The organism is Hwangdonia seohaensis, assembly GCF_031932625.1.
Classification (GTDB): Bacteria; Bacteroidota; Bacteroidia; order Flavobacteriales; family Flavobacteriaceae; genus Hwangdonia; species Hwangdonia seohaensis.
Genome location: NZ_JAVSCK010000002.1, coordinates 17,724 through 35,927, shown reverse-complemented (window position 1 = coordinate 35,927; position 18,204 = coordinate 17,724). Strand labels below are relative to the sequence as shown.

11 protein-coding genes are annotated in these 18,204 nt (G+C 35.7%); 9 read left to right on the top strand and 2 right to left on the bottom strand.

Features of this window, described 5'->3' with window-relative positions:
• Positions 1-30 precede the first annotated feature (30 nt).
• A complete protein-coding gene (recG, locus tag RNZ47_RS05465; protein ID WP_311937591.1) occupies positions 31-2,133 on the top strand; it encodes an ATP-dependent DNA helicase RecG in 2,103 nt (700 codons plus the stop codon).
• 74 nt (positions 2,134-2,207) lie between these two features.
• On the opposite strand, the gene RNZ47_RS05460 is transcribed toward recG, so the two are convergent.
• Positions 2,208-3,299 (bottom strand): DUF2911 domain-containing protein, encoded by a 1,092-nt coding sequence (locus RNZ47_RS05460; protein ID WP_311937588.1) that lies wholly within the window; start codon positions 3,297-3,299, stop codon positions 2,208-2,210.
• Positions 3,300-3,473: 174 nt separating this feature from the next.
• Between RNZ47_RS05460 and RNZ47_RS05455 the strand changes: the two genes are divergently transcribed.
• The gene (locus RNZ47_RS05455; RefSeq protein WP_311937585.1) at positions 3,474-5,639 is read left to right on the top strand and encodes an endonuclease MutS2; all 2,166 of its coding nucleotides are present in this window, start codon (positions 3,474-3,476) and stop codon (positions 5,637-5,639) included.
• A gap of 69 nt (positions 5,640-5,708) precedes the next feature.
• Here the strand turns inward: RNZ47_RS05455 and RNZ47_RS05450 are convergent, their stop codons facing one another.
• The gene (locus RNZ47_RS05450; RefSeq protein WP_311937582.1) at positions 5,709-7,304 is read right to left on the bottom strand and encodes a thiol-activated cytolysin family protein; all 1,596 of its coding nucleotides are present in this window, start codon (positions 7,302-7,304) and stop codon (positions 5,709-5,711) included.
• Between the two features lie 296 nt (positions 7,305-7,600).
• On the opposite strand from RNZ47_RS05450, the gene RNZ47_RS05445 reads away from it, so the two are divergent.
• From RNZ47_RS05445 to RNZ47_RS05415, 7 genes are all read left to right on the top strand, one after another.
• Complete coding sequence (locus tag RNZ47_RS05445) at positions 7,601-9,496, top strand: tetratricopeptide repeat protein (protein WP_311937580.1); 1,896 nt, start codon at positions 7,601-7,603, stop codon at positions 9,494-9,496.
• 17 nt (positions 9,497-9,513) lie between these two features.
• A complete protein-coding gene (locus RNZ47_RS05440) occupies positions 9,514-9,933 on the top strand; it encodes a thiol-disulfide oxidoreductase DCC family protein (protein ID WP_311937577.1) in 420 nt (139 codons plus the stop codon).
• A 200-nt stretch (positions 9,934-10,133) separates the two neighbouring features.
• Positions 10,134-10,484, top strand: a complete 351-nt coding sequence (gene rplS / locus RNZ47_RS05435; protein ID WP_311937574.1) for a 50S ribosomal protein L19 — start codon at positions 10,134-10,136, stop codon at positions 10,482-10,484.
• An 848-nt stretch (positions 10,485-11,332) separates the two neighbouring features.
• Complete coding sequence (locus tag RNZ47_RS05430; RefSeq protein ID WP_311937572.1) at positions 11,333-13,540, top strand: NADP-dependent isocitrate dehydrogenase; 2,208 nt, start codon at positions 11,333-11,335, stop codon at positions 13,538-13,540.
• 72 nt (positions 13,541-13,612) lie between these two features.
• A complete protein-coding gene (locus RNZ47_RS05425; protein ID WP_311937570.1) occupies positions 13,613-15,988 on the top strand; it encodes a TonB-dependent receptor in 2,376 nt (791 codons plus the stop codon).
• A 4-nt stretch (positions 15,989-15,992) separates the two neighbouring features.
• Entirely contained in the window at positions 15,993-16,808 is an 816-nt protein-coding gene (locus RNZ47_RS05420) for a DUF4249 domain-containing protein (protein WP_311937568.1), read from the top strand.
• A gap of 150 nt (positions 16,809-16,958) precedes the next feature.
• Positions 16,959-18,203, top strand: coding sequence for an efflux RND transporter periplasmic adaptor subunit (locus tag RNZ47_RS05415; protein ID WP_311937566.1), 1,245 nt, complete (start codon positions 16,959-16,961; stop codon positions 18,201-18,203).
• Position 18,204: the final 1 nt, after the last annotated feature.

Sequence of the window (18,204 nt, the reverse complement as noted above, 5' to 3'; positions counted from 1 at the left end):
TCTTAATTGAAATACACTAAATTCGCTTTTATGAGTGTTAACCTTCAAACTCCCATTGATTATTTAAAAGGCGTTGGCCCAAATCGTGCCGATTTGTTGCGCAAGGAGTTGGGCATTTACACATATCAGGATTTAATCAACTTATTTCCAAATAGATATATTGACCGCACGCAGTATTACAAAATCAACCAATTGCAACGCAATAATGCCGATGTACAGGTTATTGGCAAAATAACTGGGTTTAAGGAGGTGGCACAAAAACGGGGAAAACGCTTGGTGGCGACCTTTCAAGACGATACCGGCACCATGGAACTGGTTTGGTTTAGAGGCCATAAGTGGATTCGAGAAAGCTTAAAACCAAACAAACCTTATGTGGCGTTTGGCAAAACCAATTGGTTTAGCGGGAAATTTAATATGGCGCATCCCGATTTGGAGCTGTTGGAAGACCACGAAAAAAACTTAAGTTCAGGGATGCAGGCTATTTATCCGTCCACCGAAAAATTATCAAATAAAGGGATTAGCAATCGGGTGATGAGCAAAATCATGCAACAATTATTTTTAGAAACCCAAGGACGATTTGCCGAAACCTTATCGGAAAATTTGCTTTCCGAATTAAAATTAATTTCGAAAAAAGAAGCGCTATTAAATGTGCATTTTCCGAAGGACCAAAGCCTACTTTCCAAGGCTCAATATCGATTGAAATTCGAGGAATTATTCTATATTCAATTGCAATTGATTCTGAAAAACCTCATCCATAAATCCAAAATTAAAGGTTTTCCTTTTGAAAAAGTTGGCGATTATTTCAATACTTTTTTTTCAACCCATTTACCCTTCGAATTAACCAATGCACAGAAACGCGTTTTAAAAGAAATTCGTGCCGATTTAGGTAGCAATGCCCAAATGAATCGACTATTGCAAGGGGATGTGGGTTCCGGCAAGACCATAGTCGCGCTCATGTCAATGTTAATAGCACTTGACAACGATTTTCAGGCATGTTTAATGGCGCCGACTGAAATTTTGTCAGTCCAACACTATAACGGATTAGTCGAGCAATGTAACAATCTAAATATCAGCATAAAACTATTAACGGGTTCAACTAAAACTTCAGAAAGAAAAAAAATTCATGAATCTTTAGAAAACGGCGAATTACAAATACTAATCGGTACCCATGCCCTACTTGAAGACAAGGTGAAATTCAAAAATTTAGGACTCGCCATTATCGATGAACAACATCGTTTCGGAGTGGCGCAACGCAGTAAATTATGGAAGAAAAACACCTCACCTCCCCACGTTTTGGTAATGACCGCCACACCAATTCCACGAACCTTGGCCATGTCGCTTTATGGCGATTTGGACATCTCTGTAATTGACCAATTACCACCCGGACGAAAGCCTGTAAAAACGGTTCATCGATTCGATAAAAACCGACTGAATGTATTCCGGTTTATCCGAGATGAAATCGATAAAGGCAGACAGATTTATATCGTCTATCCGTTAATTCAAGAAAGTTCGGCCATGGATTATAAAGATTTGATGGATGGTTACGAAAGTATTTCCAGGGACTTCCCTATGCCAAAATATCAAATTTCCATTGTTCACGGAAAAATGAAACCTGCCGATAAAGATTACGAAATGCAGCGTTTTATAAAGGGCGAAACCCAAATTATGGTAGCCACAACGGTTATTGAGGTTGGTGTTAACGTACCCAATGCCTCGGTGATGATTATTGAGAGTGCAGAACGTTTTGGCCTATCGCAACTCCATCAATTGCGCGGTCGTGTGGGGCGTGGTGCAGAACAAAGCTATTGTATTTTAATGACCGGGCATAAACTAAGTAACGATAGCAAAACGCGCTTAGAAACCATGGTTAAAACCAATGATGGCTTTGAAATTGCCGAAGTAGATTTGCGTTTACGTGGTCCCGGAGACCTTATGGGAACCCAACAAAGCGGCGTTTTAAACTTAAAGATTGCCGATATTATCAAGGACAACGATATTTTACAAAGTGCCAGGTTTTATGCTAAAAAGGTGCTTCAAAACGATCCGGCGCTATCAAAACCGCAAAACATGATTTTGCTTAACACGTACAAACAATTGGGCAAATACAAGAATATTTGGAATTATATTAGTTAAAAAGCCCAATCGGATGGGATTGAGCCTTAAAAACTGATTGTAGTTTGATTGATGATTTTTGATTGATGATTCTTTTACATGGCCCCCAACTCTTTTAAAAGCTTTTCTGAATTGGCCTTGACATTGGCTGGCGGATTAAGCGACAACGACTTTTTTAAATTTTTAATGGCATTTTTTTTATCGCCCATAATTTTATAACATTCGCCCAAACTGTCGTAACAATTCGCATTATTTGGGTTGTTGGCAATATTCTGTTTAAAGTATTTTAAAGCCCGATCAAAATCCTTTGCAGCAATCATTTGATAGCCCAAATTATTCAATTGATTGGTGTTTGCCATGGCCGCAGCTTCATCCATCAAGGTAGCATATTCGTCTGTTTTTCCTAGTTTATTAAGTATTTGCCCTTTAAGCGCTACATTATTAAACGTTTTTTGACTAAAGAATTGTCCAGCAATAGCGGTATCAACCCAACTTAAAGCTTCATTAAGATCACCGCCGTTGTTTAAGGCGAAACGCGCCGCTTGTTCCCAGTTTTGACGTTGGAATCCATCCTGACCTTTAAATTTGGTTCTAAAATCGTTCAACACAATATCCGTAACATCAAATGAAACATTAATGGGGAATCCTTTTTTCTCCCAAGCCAAAGTTGCCGTTGCAGAATTCGCATCAACATTATTAAATTCAAAGGTCAGTAATTCGTGATGCGGCACGGTAATCGTTTTAATATCGGCCCGTAAAGCATCTTTACTTTTATCGTAGAAAAAACTACCCCAAGCTTCTGCATCATACGATAAAATAAGGGTTGCGGTATCGTCTGCTTTCACTTCTAAATGCAAACCGTAAGTCCCCGCTTTTATAGGTTTGCCTTCAACTTTGGCATCATGCGTAAACGTAATGGTAGTGTTTTCGTTGGCCCCAGCACGCCATGGCGCCTCGGTGGCCGTACCGAAACCAAGGTTATTCATGCCATAAGGCACTAATTTCCCCCAGACTTCCCGACCGTTTACACTTGGTCTTGAATAGGATATTGAAACATCTGAAACACCTACACGCTGCGAAACCGTTGCCTGTTGGCTACCTCGCGGTGTGTTTAATTGGGCAAATGCACTGAAACTAAAAGTAAGCACCAGTAGCATACAAAATGTGGTAAGTTTGTTGTTTTTCATTTTTGATTGTCTTTAGTTTGTATCTCAAGGTAGACACAAATTAAAACCGTTGGTGTTAGCGTTTTGTTAAAGAAACGCAGGCAACTGTTAATTAACTATTTATTAAGAAGAATTTACAGCACAAAACATCTCAATGAGATTGCTTAAATTTGCTAGCCCTATATAAAAAAAAGAATGATACACATTCACGAAAAAACATTACAGGATTTAGAATTTTCTAACGTTTTACAGCAGGTCAGCGAGCATTGCGTTACACCATTGGGGAACGATGAAGCGCTTAAAATCTCACCTTTTAAGAAAAAAGAAGCGCTGCAAGTGGCTTTGCAATTAACCAATGAGTATTTATCTTCTTTTTACAACGACAACCGTATTCCGAACCACGGTTTTGATACGATTGCGAAAGAAATTAAGCTGTTACGCATTGAAAACACCTATCTTGAAGTGCATAGCTTAAAGAAAATTGTATCGATTTCATTGACCACAAACGACATTGTCAACTATTTAAAAAAGTTTGAAGAATACTATCCGGGATTGCACGAATACGCTTCGCATATTGAAGTCACCAAAGTTATTATTGAAAAAGTAGATGCCATTGTTGACCGTTTTGGCGATATAAAAGACAATGCCTCAACGCTGCTTTTCGATTTACGACAAGCCATAAATAAAATAAAAGGCAAAATAAACGCCAGCTTTTCAACCGCTTTAAACACCTATCACAACCTTGAATATTTAGATGATATTCGCGAATCGGTAGTCGATAACAAACGTGTGTTGGCCGTAAAGGCGATGTACAGACGCAAAGTTAAAGGCGCTATAATGGGTGGCAGCAAAACAGGCAGCATAGTTTATATCGAGCCCGAAACCACTTTGCAACATTCGCGCGAGCTTAATAATTTGGAATACGAAGAACACGAAGAAGTGATTCGTATTTTAAAAGAGGTGACTAATTTTATACGTCCGTTTTTACCTTTATTGGAACAGTATCAAGATTTTTTAATTCAATTGGATGTGATTTCCGCGAAAGCGAAATACGCCAAATCCATGAACGGAATCCTTCCCGAAATTACCGAAGACCGAAGCATGTTTTTGCGCGATGCCTATCACCCTCTACTCTATTTGAATAACTTAGAAAAGAAGGAAACCACATTTCCGCAGACTATAGAACTTAAACAAGACAGTAGGATTATTGTTATTTCCGGCCCCAATGCCGGCGGAAAAAGCATCACCTTAAAAACTGTTGGTTTGCTGCAAGTTATGCTGCAAAGTGGTATGCTAATTCCGGTACACGAACGCAGTAAGGTTTGTTTATTTGATAGGATTTTAAGTGATATTGGCGACAATCAATCTATTGAAAACCACTTGAGCACTTATAGTTATCGCTTAAAGCAGATGAATTATTTTTTAAAGAAGTGCAATAAAAACACGCTTTTTTTAATTGATGAATTTGGCACCGGCAGCGACCCGGAATTGGGCGGCGCTTTGGCTGAAACTTTTTTAGAAGAATTTTACCATCGTGAAGCTTTCGGCATCATAACTACGCATTATTCCAACCTAAAAATACTGGCCAACGAGCTACCTTTTATGCTGAACGCCAATATGTTGTTTGACGAGCGCACATTGGAGCCCCTTTTTAAACTCGTTATCGGTCAAGCCGGAAGCAGTTTTACCTTTGAAGTTGCACAGAAAAACGGTATTCCGTACAGTTTAATCAATCGCGCCAAAAAGAAGATTGAGCGCAGCAAAATCCGCTTTGATGCTACCATTGCAAAGCTTCAAAAAGAACGCTCTAAACTTGAAAAAACAGGACAATCGTTAAAACTAAATGAAAAGAAAAAGATTGAAGAAGCCGATAAATTAGAGGAAATCAATGCGAAAATCCAAAAGAAATTGGAAAGCTACCAAGAGTTGTACGATAGCAATCAACGCTTAATATATCTCGGACAAAAACTAAACGATATAGCGGAAAAATATTTTGAGAATAAGCAAAAAGAGCCTTTAATGGACGAGCTTTTCAAACTGGTTCAAATAGAAAATTCCAAACGCAAAAAAGTTTCCGCGAAAGCGAAAAAAGTAATCAAGGCAAAAGAGAAACAAGTAAAACAAGAGGCCGAAAAAAAAGTGGAGGTTATTAGAAAAAAGAAAAAGGCCGCCAAACAAAAAGCCTTTGCAGAGCCCAAACCAAAACCCGTTTTAAAAGTGGGCGACCGCGTTAGGATGGAGGATGGACGAGCCATTGGCAGCATTGATAAAATTGAAAAAAACAAAGCCACAGTTAACTATGGCTTGTTTACTACAAATGTGAGTTTAGAGCAGTTGGAGTTGGTTGAGGCAAAAAAATAACAGCCAGCACCAAGTTGTTGAATCTACAACTTTAGGTGCCAACTGTATTGACTAAAAATAATGTACTTATTAATAAATTCTCCAGAAATAATAATAGGCCCTAAACTCACTACCTGGTAATTCTTCTAAATCTATACGTTCATAATCAATATCATCTTTATCCAGATTACCATCATTATTTATATCCATTATTTGATTTACATCCTTTAAATACACCTTCCTCGTTTCTTTCCCAAAATATTCCGGATCAAAAGCCCCGTTACTTTCATAAAACTCTGCATAGAGCTTAATATAATCATTATTAACATCCGGCTTATAGAGTTCTACTTCTGCAAACTTATTATTAATGCCCACAAATTGATCTTCTTCAACCTCTAATGCCGGATCTGAGTTGTAGTGTTTTTTAAATTCCTCAACAACCTCTCCTCCTTGATAGATACCAATTTCTATGTCTCCGTAAATCTCTAAATTGTTTTCACCTTCATGCTTTTTAGGTTTAATGCCATGCAACCCAATATAAAATCTTTGATATGCTTCATAACAGGTTCTTATACTATATTCACTAGACAGTACCACGTTAGCCACTGGAAACCCTTTTCTAACATACCTTAGGGTATATCCTAATGGCGCACCAGGTGAATCGATTGAATACTCACCTCCCTCAGTGATATAATTGTACACACCTTCTGGTCCGGTAACAACTTGTGCCGCATCACCAGAAGAACCTCCAACAACCAAAGCTTTAACAGTTGAACTGTTCCAAAAGCTCTGATGCTCACCTTGTCCGTTTACTTCCCCTCCTGAAAAAGCCGCGTTAAATGCTGCTTGTGTATCTGTAAACTTAGAGTTAGTCTCAACAGTATATATTAACATACGCCCGTATTTTACTGATGAAACAATTACAGGGCTTGTAGAATTTAAATTGGGAACATCTGTAAACAGTTTCCCTGGGTTTTCACTCTCCTCGATTGTTAAATCGATAGTATAGTATACCTGCAAATACTTGATAATATACTTATATTTTTTTTCTGAGCTATTGAAGTTAAATGACCCTGAGACACTATTTTTTCCTTTGGTATAGCTTGCTCCTAGAGCAATATTTAAGTGTTCCTCTGAATAAACTTCTTCTGTAGTAAAATTAACTTTTGCTGCTGTAGAACCTGTTACACCTTGTTGCAACATATCTTTTACACCTTCTCTAACCGTATTAATATTAGGATTTTCAATACGAGCAGAAGGCTTACCATTTAAATTTTCTAATGAAACAGATAAGGTTATAGGGGCTCTACCTCCAGTAATACCAATATATTCTCCAGTAGGAATAGATTCGCCTTTTAGCATAGCGCCCGGATAAATAACATCACTGGTAGGATCTAATAAAATCATTTCACTAAAACCAGGCGACATTTTATATTTTTTTACAACACACTCATTAGTTTGTCCGTCGCGTTCTGGATTACTTTCTTCTATAAGTTCTACTCCCGAAACTTCTGGTTGATCAAATTCTGATAAACCTGCCAATAAATCGTTTATAGTTTGTATGATTTCACCTGAGGCCTTTCCATTATCAACACTTTCCTCACTACATCCTGTGAAGGAAAATAGTGTAAGAACAAAAAGTGTTGTGTAAATACTTTTTTTGATTGTTAATAGCTTTGTTTTCATAATTTCTAATTTTGTGATTCAACACTTCAAAACTAGATAGGAATACAACTGAAAACTAATTTTTGGTATGGACAAAGTATGGACAAGGTAGTTTTTACTATTATGGACAAGTTGAAAACCGTAATTAAAAATAAAAAATCAAATAACTGAAAATCAAATACTTAACACAGTATTAAGTTTCCTAATGGCTAAAAACACATAGACACACTATGGACGTAGCACAAATCAAAAAATAGACATATACTATTTTAAATATATTTAATAATTACCTTAGTAATAGCTTAATTAACTTAATTATGAAAAAATCAACCTCACTTTTATTACTTTTTGCTTTAATTATTTATCCGCTTAATGCACAAAACACAACATTTATAGACAGTCTTAAAAAACAACTTTCAACTCAAAAAGATAATTCAATTGAGAAAGTAAATACGCTAACTTGGTTACATGAAAAATTAATGTTTTCAAAACCAGAAGAAGCTAAATCCTATGCTGATGAAGTTTTATCAATATCAAAAAAAATTAATTACGATGAAGGAATTGCAAAAGGCTATATGCATTTGGGACATTACTTTAGTAATAGAAGTAAAAATGATTCGGCATTATATTACTTACAGAAAGCTAAAGAAAAATTTACTGATTTAGAAAAAACCAGAGGTGTCATTTTTATAAATCATTCTTTGTCTGACATCATGAAAATTAAAGGCAACTATGATGAAGCCATCAAATTAGCAAAAGATAATTTAAACTTAATTTTAAATAATCCAGAACCCAAAAAACTTCAATTTAAACTTATTGGAGGGCAACATGCACTAATTTCAAACATTTACATAAAAAAAGGAAATTACAATATAGCTCTAACCGAAGCTTTAACTGCTTTAAAGTATTTTGAAGAAATTAATCACTTAACACGAAAAGCTGATATTTTAAAACAAATAGGAGATATTGAACTGATATTAAATAATCCCTCATCAGCTAAAGCATATTTTAATCAGGCTATAAAAATTTATGAAGATTTTGATGATAAAATGTATATGGCCTATGCGTATAATTCGAAAGGACAAGCCAATAAATCATTAGGTATGATTGACAATGCTTTTGAAGATCAAGATCGTGCAGTAGCTTTAGCACGAGAGATTAATGATAAATCATCCTTAAGTGGAGCTTTGATAGATTTAGGTGCATTATACACCATTAAAAACGATTTAAAAAAAGCAAATAAAGTTTTAGATGAAGCTAATAAACTGAGTAAAGAAGAGGATATAAAACAAAATATTATTTATAGTTATTTAGGGCTCTCTGAAGTTATGCATAAGAATAATAAACCAAATGAAGCATTAAAAAAACTTGAAAAAGCCATTTCTATTGCCAAATCCATAGAAGCATTACCAGGACTCCAAGATTTGTATGATTATAAATCTAAAATTTTAGAATCCATCAATAAAAACAAAGAAGCCATTTTCTATTTAAAAGCATCACAAAGTATTAACGACTCCCTTTTTAGTATAAAAAAATCACAACAAATTGAAGAGCTAAAAACCATCTACGCAACCGAAAAAAAAGAAACAGAAATAGCTTTACAAGAAGAAGAAATTAAAACACTTAATGTACAAGCCAAAAATGACAAACTCACAAAAACAGTTTATGGCATTGGTATGTTTTCATTTATCGCCATTGCTGGACTAATCTTTTTTAGTTTTAAACAGCGTATTAAGAAAAACAGAATAGCACGTGAAAAACAAGAGGAAATTTTAAAAAATGAAATAGCCTTTAAAAAGAAAGAGCTGGCATCGCAAACCCTTCATCTCGTTCAAAAAAACACGTTTATTCAAGAACTTAAAGAGAATTTAGAGAAAATAAAGCAATCACCCGAATTATTTAAAGTGGAATTTAGGCGGCTGGTCCTGCTGCTTAAAAAAGAAAGTGCCGAAGATAAAGATTGGGAGATTTTTAAATCCTATTTCTCTGAAGTGCACAACAACTTTGATATTAAACTTAAAGAAATTTATGCAGATATCACTGAAAAGGAAATTCGCCTAGCGTCGTTTTTACGTATGAATCTGTCCACCAAAGAAATTGCCTCTATGCTTAATGTGCTGCCAGAAAGCGTTTTGAAATCGAAATACCGACTAAAAAAGAAACTAAACCTAAACAAAGAAACCGATTTGAATGGGTTTTTAAATAGCCTATAAAGCCGTATCTTTGACCTATGAATTTCGGGCTTCCTAAAGACAAAAAACTAATCCTGTTTGATGGTGTTTGCAACCTATGCAACAACAGTGTGCAATATGTTATAAAACACGATAAAAACAATCAATTTATGTTTACTGCTTTACAAAGTGATGTTGGCAAAGCGGTTATTGAAGCCTATAATATAGATACAAAAAAAACGGATTCCATATTGCTTTACACACCCGAAAAAGGTATTGATTATAAAAGTACGGCAGCATTAAAAATAGCTTCAAAATTAGGGTTTCCCATTAATACAATTAGTGTTTTTTTTATTGTCCCCACCTTTATTCGCAATTGGGCTTACGATTACATAGCCAAAAACAGGTATAAATGGTATGGTAAAAAGGAGGCATGTATGATTCCCACACCCGAATTAAAGAGCAAATTTTTGGAGTAAGTATGTTTAAAAACAAGACTTTTGCAACCAAAAACCTAAAAAAATGACTATAAATTTTAACTAAAAAAGAACATCCTAAAAAAAGCAATAATTAATTGTGCATTATTAATTATTAATTATCTTTGCAGCCAATTTCGGGTCAACCTCTGGCGAGAATCGTGAATGTTGTTCTGAATTAACAATCAATTAAATTTAAAGATATGGAATCTTTAGTAAAATTTGTTCAAGACGAATTTGTAACAAGAAAAGATTTACCGGAATTTGCAGCTGGTGACACAATTACGGTTTATTACGAAATTAGAGAGGGCGAAAAAGTTCGTACTCAGTTTTTTAGAGGTGTTGTAATTCAACGCAGAGGATCTGGTTCATCAGAGACTTTTACAATTAGAAAAATGTCTGGTACCATTGGTGTAGAGCGTATCTTCCCAGTTAATTTACCGGCATTGCAAAAAATAGAAGTTAATAAGCGTGGCGCTGTTCGTAGAGCTAGAATCTTCTACTTTAGAGGACTTACTGGTAAGAAAGCTAGAATTAGAGAACGCAGACGTTAGTAATATTTTTACCAAAACATATAAAGCCTTGACATTTGTCAGGGCTTTTTTTATTAACTTTTGTTAATAAGTGCTGTTTATAAGTGGTTGATATCTAAACGCTTAAAAATTTTTGTTTTTTAAAATGTGGTTATATATTAGCAAAAGAAATTAATAGCAACCTCGGTTGATTTCGTTTAAAAGCGAATTTATATTAAGGTCTAAAATAGAGTAACGTTCTTTATATATAATTGTTTTTTGAGGTTTGGATGTGCCACGTGTATGCGTGTGTGAGCAGAAAACCATGACGCTGTAAAAAGTCCCAGATGCGCAAGTAGATGGAATCTAGTGCAGCCGAAAGCTTGAAAAAGTAGTCGTAACCGAAAGGGAACGCTATTAATAAAGCAATGCTTGGAGTTTACCAATCGTGAAAATAGGTGGTTAACTGCAATGTATCAAGAAAAACAATTTACTGAAGCATTTTGGTAATAGGTCAATACATTTTGAAAATTACAACACAAAATGTTTCATTGAAATAATAGTGCTTGAATTGAAAAGGTTTTATGAAAATTAAAACCACCTTAGTAGCAATACTAATAGATCACGTAACGTTATTTCAAAGAAAGCCATGTCAGAGTAGATTAGATTCTACAGTGATATGGCTTTTGTTTTTTTATAATTTCAACACTTCTTTTTTATCAATTTCTTACAGGTCTTATACTTTTTTAGCATTCTAACAAATCCGTAAAAACTACTCAGTTTCGTCAAGATATTAAAATTCAATTTTTGTATATTCGCATCGCGAAAAACGTTAGCGTTAATTCTACACCAATTATTCGAGTAATAAATCTTTAAAAATCACAAGTTGAATGTCTAAAATTATCTATACAAAAACTGATGAAGCTCCAGCACTAGCAACCCGTTCTTTTTTACCAATTGTAAAGACTTTTGTTAAATCGTCGGGAATTGATATTGAAACCAAGGATATTTCTTTAGCCGCAAGAATTTTATCAACTTTTCCAGATTTTATAAATGAGGACCAACGCGTTTCAGACGATTTGGCTTTTTTAGGAGAATTAGCCAAACAACCTGAAGCCAATATTATAAAACTACCAAATATTAGTGCATCAATTCCGCAATTAACAGCGGCGATAACAGAGTTGCAATCGCAAGGTTTTGGCATTCCTAATTATCCGGACGAGCCCAAAACCGATTCAGAAAAAGACATACAATCGCGTTACGATAAAATTAAAGGTAGCGCAGTAAATCCTGTGCTACGGGAAGGAAACTCAGACAGACGTGCACCAAAAGCCGTAAAAAACTACGCCAAAAAAAACCCGCATTCCATGGGTGCATGGGCCAGCGATTCTAAAACCCATGTAGCAACAATGAGCCATGGCGATTTTGCGCATAATGAGAAATCAGTGACGTTGGAAAACGCTACAACTGTAAAAATAGAACATACCGATACCAAAGGGAACACCACCATTTTGAAAGACAACCTTGCATTGCTACAAGGGGAAATTATTGATGCGTCGGTAATGAGCAAAAGCGCTTTATTACAGTTTTTAGAAGAACAAATTGAAGATGCTAAAACTAAGAAAGTATTGTTTTCATTACATATGAAAGCCACAATGATGAAGGTTTCAGACCCCATTATTTTTGGTCATGCGGTGCGTATCTTCTTTAAAGATGTTTTTGCCAAACATGAGGAAACCTTCGAAAAAATTGGTGTTGACGTCAATAATGGTTTTGGAGATTTGCTCAGCGATTTAAAAAAATTACCCGAGGCTAAGCGTAAAGAAATTGAAGCCGATATTGATGCTGCCTATAAAAACAGGCCAGATTTAGCTATGGTTAATAGCGATAAAGGCATTACCAATTTACACGTGCCCAGTGACGTTATTATTGACGCTTCTATGCCGGCCATGATTCGTACATCCGGTCAAATGTGGAATGCAGAAGGTAAGCAACAAGACACCAAAGCCGTAATTCCGGATAGTAGTTACGCAGGCATTTACACTGCGACTATCGATTTTTGTAAAAAACACGGTGCTTTCGACCCAACAACCATGGGAACCGTTCCCAATGTTGGATTGATGGCTCAAAAAGCCGAAGAATACGGATCGCACGATAAAACTTTTGAAATCCCTTCAAACGGTACCGTACGTGTTATTGACGCATCGGGCAAAACCTTAATTGACCACACTGTTGAGGCCGGAGACATCTGGCGTATGTGCCAAGTTAAGGATGCTCCAATTCAAGATTGGGTTAAATTAGCCGTTACGCGCGCAAGGGCATCTCAAACACCGGCCGTTTTTTGGTTGGACAAAAACAGAGCACATGACGCCGAACTTATTAAAAAAGTAAATACCTATTTAAAAGATCACGATACAAACGGATTGGACATAAGAATATTATCGCCAACCGATGCCACCATTTTTACTTGTGAAAGATTGAAGGCTGGCAAAGACACCATTTCGGTTTCCGGTAATGTTTTACGGGATTATTTAACCGATTTATTCCCCATTCTTGAAGTTGGAACCAGTGCAAAAATGTTATCGATTGTACCATTAATGAATGGTGGCGGATTGTTTGAAACCGGTGCGGGTGGTTCGGCGCCAAAACACGTACAACAATTGCTAAAAGAAAACCACTTGCGTTGGGATTCTTTGGGTGAATTTTTAGCACTTGCCGTTTCATTAGAGCATTTTAGCGAAGTAAACCATAACGCAAAAGCTAAAATATTAAGTGAGACTTTAGATGATGCCACCGAAAAACTGTTAGAAAACAGAAAAGGTCCATCGCGTAAAGCTGGCGAATTAGACAATAGAGGAAGCCATTTTTATTTAGCGTTGTATTGGGCACAAGAATTGGCTAATCAAAATAACGATAAAGCATTAAAAGAAGAGTTTTCAAAATTGGCAAAACAATTAGCTGATAACGAAACTGCTATTATTAACGAATTAACCGAGGTTCAAGGCAAACCCGCAAATATTGGCGGTTACTACGAGCCAGACGAAACTTTAATAAACCAAGTGATGCGACCAAGCAAAACGCTTAACAGTATCATTTAACATACATGGATATATTTTGTTAAAAGCCCCTAAAATTAGGGGCTTTTTTTTATTTTTATAAAAAATCGTTTTATGAAACACCTTGTGTTTTGGGCGGCTACTGCCCTATTCTTTTGTAATCTCTCCCTAAATGCACAAGAAAAGTTTACTTTAAGCGGTATCATTTCAGAAGAAAAAAGCAACGAAACCCTCATTGGTGTTAACATTATCTTTCCAGAAACGGGATCCGGAACCACAACCAACGCCTACGGTTTTTACTCCATTACTTTACCAAAAGGCACGTATTCGGTAATTGTAAGCTACTTGGGCTATACTACGATAACTGAAACCATCGAACTGAACAGCGACATTACAAAACATATAAGTTTGGTTGAATCTCTTGAAAATTTAGACACAGTCATCATCACCGAAAACATTGAAAAACTAAGTATAAAAAACCCGCAAATGAGTGTTAATACCTTAACCTCAAGCACTATTAAAGACATTCCTGTCGTTTTAGGCGAAGCCGATATTATTAAAGCTATTACCTTGTTACCAGGTGTTACCAATGCTGGCGAAGCTTCATCTGGTTTTAATGTGAGAGGCGGTTCGGCAGACCAAAATCTGATTCTTTTGGATGAGGCGACCATTTACAACTCCTCTCACCTGTTTGGTTTCTTTTCGGTTTTTAATCCGGATGCCATTAAAGATTTGCGCTTATTTAAAGGTGGTATTCCAGCCCGTTATGGCGGTCGGGTTTCGTCGGTTTTGGATATTTATCAAAAAGAGGGAAACAGTAAAGCGTTTCATTTAAATGGTGGCATTGGCATTGTTGCGAGCAGATTACTTGCCGAAGGACCGATTGAAAAAGACAAAGGATCTTTCCTTTTTGGAGGCAGATCGAGTTATGCACATTTGTTTTTACCGCTTTTCGACATTAATAACATTGCCTATTTTTATGATTTGAACACCAAACTGAGCTATAAGCTAAACGACCGGAATAACATTTATTTATCCGGATATTTTGGTAGAGATGTGTTTAGAATTGAGGACTCCTTTGAAAACACCTATGGCAATTCGGTATTGAATTTTAGATGGAATCATTTGTTTTCAGACAAATTATTTTCTAATTTATCTTTAATCTACTCTGATTATTATTACAATTTAAAGCTCAGTTTTGTTGAGTTTGATTGGATTTCCGGCATCCAGAATTTCAACATTAAATACGATTTAAAACACTATTTAAACGATACATTTAAACTGCAGTACGGGTTAAATAGCATCTACTACAAGTTTAATCCTGGAGAAATAAATCCCACGGTGGAGACTTCGGGCATCAACCCGTTTAAACTTATAGATAAATATGCTTTTGAAAATGCTTTGTATGTAGATGCCGAACATAAAGTTTCAGATAAACTGGCTCTGTCGTACGGTTTAAGGTTTAGTTCGTTTTTTCGGTTAGGGCAAGACGAACTTAATGTTTACGCGAATAATCAACCTGTAGTTTTTAATGAAGATTTTCAAATTTACGAAAAGGCAAATCCTACCGATACAGAAGCGTTTAAGCGTAGCGATGTTATTGCTAAATTCTTCAACTTAGAACCGCGTTTTTCAGCAGCGTATCAAATCAATTCAAATAGTTCTGTAAAAGGGAGCTATAACCGTATGAGTCAATATTTACATTTATTATCGAATACCAACTCGCCCACACCATTGGATGTTTGGACGCCCAGTGGGAAATATGTTAAACCTCAATTGTTAGACCAATACGCTTTGGGTTACTTTAAAAATTTTAAAAATGATGTGTATTCATTGGAAATTGAGACTTTTTATAAAACCATAAAAAACAGGATAGACTATATTGATGGTGCCGATTTAATTGCAAACAACGCCATTGAACAGGTAATTCTTAATGGCAAAGCAAGAGCTTACGGATTGGAGTTTTTATTGAGAAAAAACAAAGGTCGATTTAAAGGCTGGTTGGCTTACACGCTTTCAAAATCCGAACAACAAACAACAGGCAGAACGCCAAATGAGTTAGGCATTAACAATGGTAATTGGTACAACACGCCTTACGATAAAACCCACGACATCTCTTTAACGGGAAGCTTTAAATTGAATGACAAATGGGAAATTAACTCCAATTTTCTGTTCCAAACTGGGCAGCCGGCAACATTTCCAAACGGGCAATATGTTTACAATGGCATTAATATTCCCAATTACGGCGCACGAAATAAAAACAGATTACCGGCGTACAACCGATTAGATGTTTCGTTAAAATATCAACCAAAACAATCAGAAAACAAAAGGTGGAAAAGCCATTGGGTTTTTGGGGTTTACAATATTTATAATCGTAAAAATGCCACCTCAATAAATTTTAGTCAAAGCAAAACAACAGGGTCAAACGAAGCGACACGTTTATCCATATTCGGCATCGTTCCATCGATATCTTATAATTTTAAACTATAGGTTTATGAAACAATTACTATTTATATTATTAATAAACACTTTACTTTTGTCGTGCGAAGATGTTATTCAAGTAGATTTGGAAACGGCCGAAACCAGAATGGTTATTGATGCCTCTTTAAATTGGGAAAAAGGCACCAACGGTAACATGCAACAAATTAAATTATCGCTCACCGCGCCTTTTTTTGATGATAATATTCCACCTGCAACCGGAGCTATTGTAACCGTGACCGATACAAATAATAATACGTTTAATTTTATTGAAGATGGCACAACGGGCATTTACAATAACAATATGTTCATCCCTGTAATTAATGGTGAATATACGTTAAGCATTATCTACGAAAACGATAGGTATCTCGCCACAGAAACACTTAAACCGGTAACTCCAATTGAATTTATAGAGCAAAAAAACGACGGTGGTTTTGCAGGCGACGAAATAGAAATTAAAGCCTTTTATACTGATCCAAAAGATATTGAAAACTTTTATTTATTCGAATTCAGAAAACCCGCCTTAAATACGATAAATCTTGAAGTTTACGATGATGAATTTACAGACGGCAATCAGATTTTTGCTTTTTATTCGGACGAAAACCTTTCAAGCGGCGACTTGTTGGAAATTATCAGTTATGGTATTTCCAGTCGTACTTACAACTATTTGAATATTTTGCTTCAACAAACCGATAACGAATCCGGCGATCCTTTTGAAGCCCAACCAGCAACCGTTAGAGGCAATTGTATAAATGTAACCAACCCAAACAACTATCCCTTGGGCTATTTTAGGGTTTCAGAGACCCACATTTTTTCTTACGTCGTGGATTGAGGTTTTAATTTGTAATTTACTACTATGGCTTAATTTTTGATGCATTGTTAAATGAATTGTAATTTTTTAAGACGATATTAACTAAAATAAAATCTTACAAACAACAATTTTATTTACTTTTATCAGCAACCAATCAAGACATAAAATAATATGAATAAAAAAAGAATCGCTTACGTAATTGGCGCAATCGTTTTAATAGTTGTTTCCTATTCGTTTTTTAGTTCCAATACCGATAAAGACGTTTCGCTTACCGCCAAAGTTGTAAAAGGAACCTTTTTAAATGAAGTGCTTATTTCTGGTGAAGCACAATCTACAAGCTCAAAAAAAATTAACGGCCCTACTAATGCTAGGAGATTTGGTATTTTTAATATAAAAATACAAGATTTAGTTCCCGAAGGCACCATTGTAAAAAAGGGAGATTATATTGGCAAGCTAGATGTATCTGAACTTAACGGAAAAATACTTGATGCCCAATTAAATTTGGATAAAGCCCAATCTAGATTCACGCAACAACAACTAGATACCACACTTACCCTAAAACAAGAACGCAATTCCATTAAGGACTTATTATTCAATATAGAAGAAGACAGCTTAGAATTAGAGCGTTCAATTTATGAGCCGCCAGCAACCATAAGATCCTTAGAAATAAAAATTGAAAAAACAGCACGGGATTTAAAAGAAAAAAAAGCAGACTATTCCATAAAAAAGAGGCAAGCCAATGCTAGAATGATTGAGGTGGGCACGGAGGTTTCCAAAATCTCTAAACGCATTGAAGAATTAATGCAGTTGCAAAAAGAATTTACTATTCATTCCGATGACGATGGGATGGTAACTTATATAAGGGAATGGAACGGCACAAAAAAGAAAGTAGGCTCTACGGTATCACCATGGGAACCTGCTATTGCCAGTTTGCCCGATTTAACCAAAATGGAATCAAGAACCTATAGCAATGAGGTTGACATTAGAAAGATTAAAAAAGACCTGCCAGTAAAAATAGGCTTTGATGCTTTCCCCGATATTGAGCTTGACGGTATTGTAACCGAGGTTGCCAATGTGGGAGAAACCAAAGCAGGTTCTGATATTAAACTTTTTCAGGTTTTAATAAAACTAAATGAAACCAACGAGAATATAAGACCTGGCATGACAACATCCAACAAAATACTAATTGATAAAAAGGAAGATGTTTTAATGATTCCTCTGGAAGCCGTTTTTGCCAAGGATTCCATTAGTTACGCCTATGTAAAATCCGGATTGGCCATTGATAAAAAACAAGTTGAGTTAGGGCCATCAAATAACGAAGTTGTAATTGTTCAAAAAGGATTGAAAGAAAATGATATTGTTTATTTAAATAGACCCATAGATTTAGATAATAAAAGTATAACGCTGTTGAAATAAG

Coding starts and splice junctions, on each gene's coding strand:
- RNZ47_RS05425 (WP_311937570.1), top strand. CDS start 13,613: ATGAAACACCTTGTGTTTTGGGCGGCTACTGCCCTATTCTTTTGTAAT.
- RNZ47_RS05445 (WP_311937580.1), top strand. CDS start 7,601: ATGAAAAAATCAACCTCACTTTTATTACTTTTTGCTTTAATTATTTAT.
- RNZ47_RS05450 (WP_311937582.1), bottom strand. CDS start 7,304: ATGAAAACAAAGCTATTAACAATCAAAAAAAGTATTTACACAACACTT.
- RNZ47_RS05455 (WP_311937585.1), top strand. CDS start 3,474: ATGATACACATTCACGAAAAAACATTACAGGATTTAGAATTTTCTAAC.
- RNZ47_RS05420 (WP_311937568.1), top strand. CDS start 15,993: ATGAAACAATTACTATTTATATTATTAATAAACACTTTACTTTTGTCG.
- recG (WP_311937591.1), top strand. CDS start 31: ATGAGTGTTAACCTTCAAACTCCCATTGATTATTTAAAAGGCGTTGGC.
- RNZ47_RS05460 (WP_311937588.1), bottom strand. CDS start 3,299: ATGAAAAACAACAAACTTACCACATTTTGTATGCTACTGGTGCTTACT.
- rplS (WP_311937574.1), top strand. CDS start 10,134: ATGGAATCTTTAGTAAAATTTGTTCAAGACGAATTTGTAACAAGAAAA.
- RNZ47_RS05430 (WP_311937572.1), top strand. CDS start 11,333: ATGTCTAAAATTATCTATACAAAAACTGATGAAGCTCCAGCACTAGCA.
- RNZ47_RS05440 (WP_311937577.1), top strand. CDS start 9,514: ATGAATTTCGGGCTTCCTAAAGACAAAAAACTAATCCTGTTTGATGGT.
- RNZ47_RS05415 (WP_311937566.1), top strand. CDS start 16,959: ATGAATAAAAAAAGAATCGCTTACGTAATTGGCGCAATCGTTTTAATA.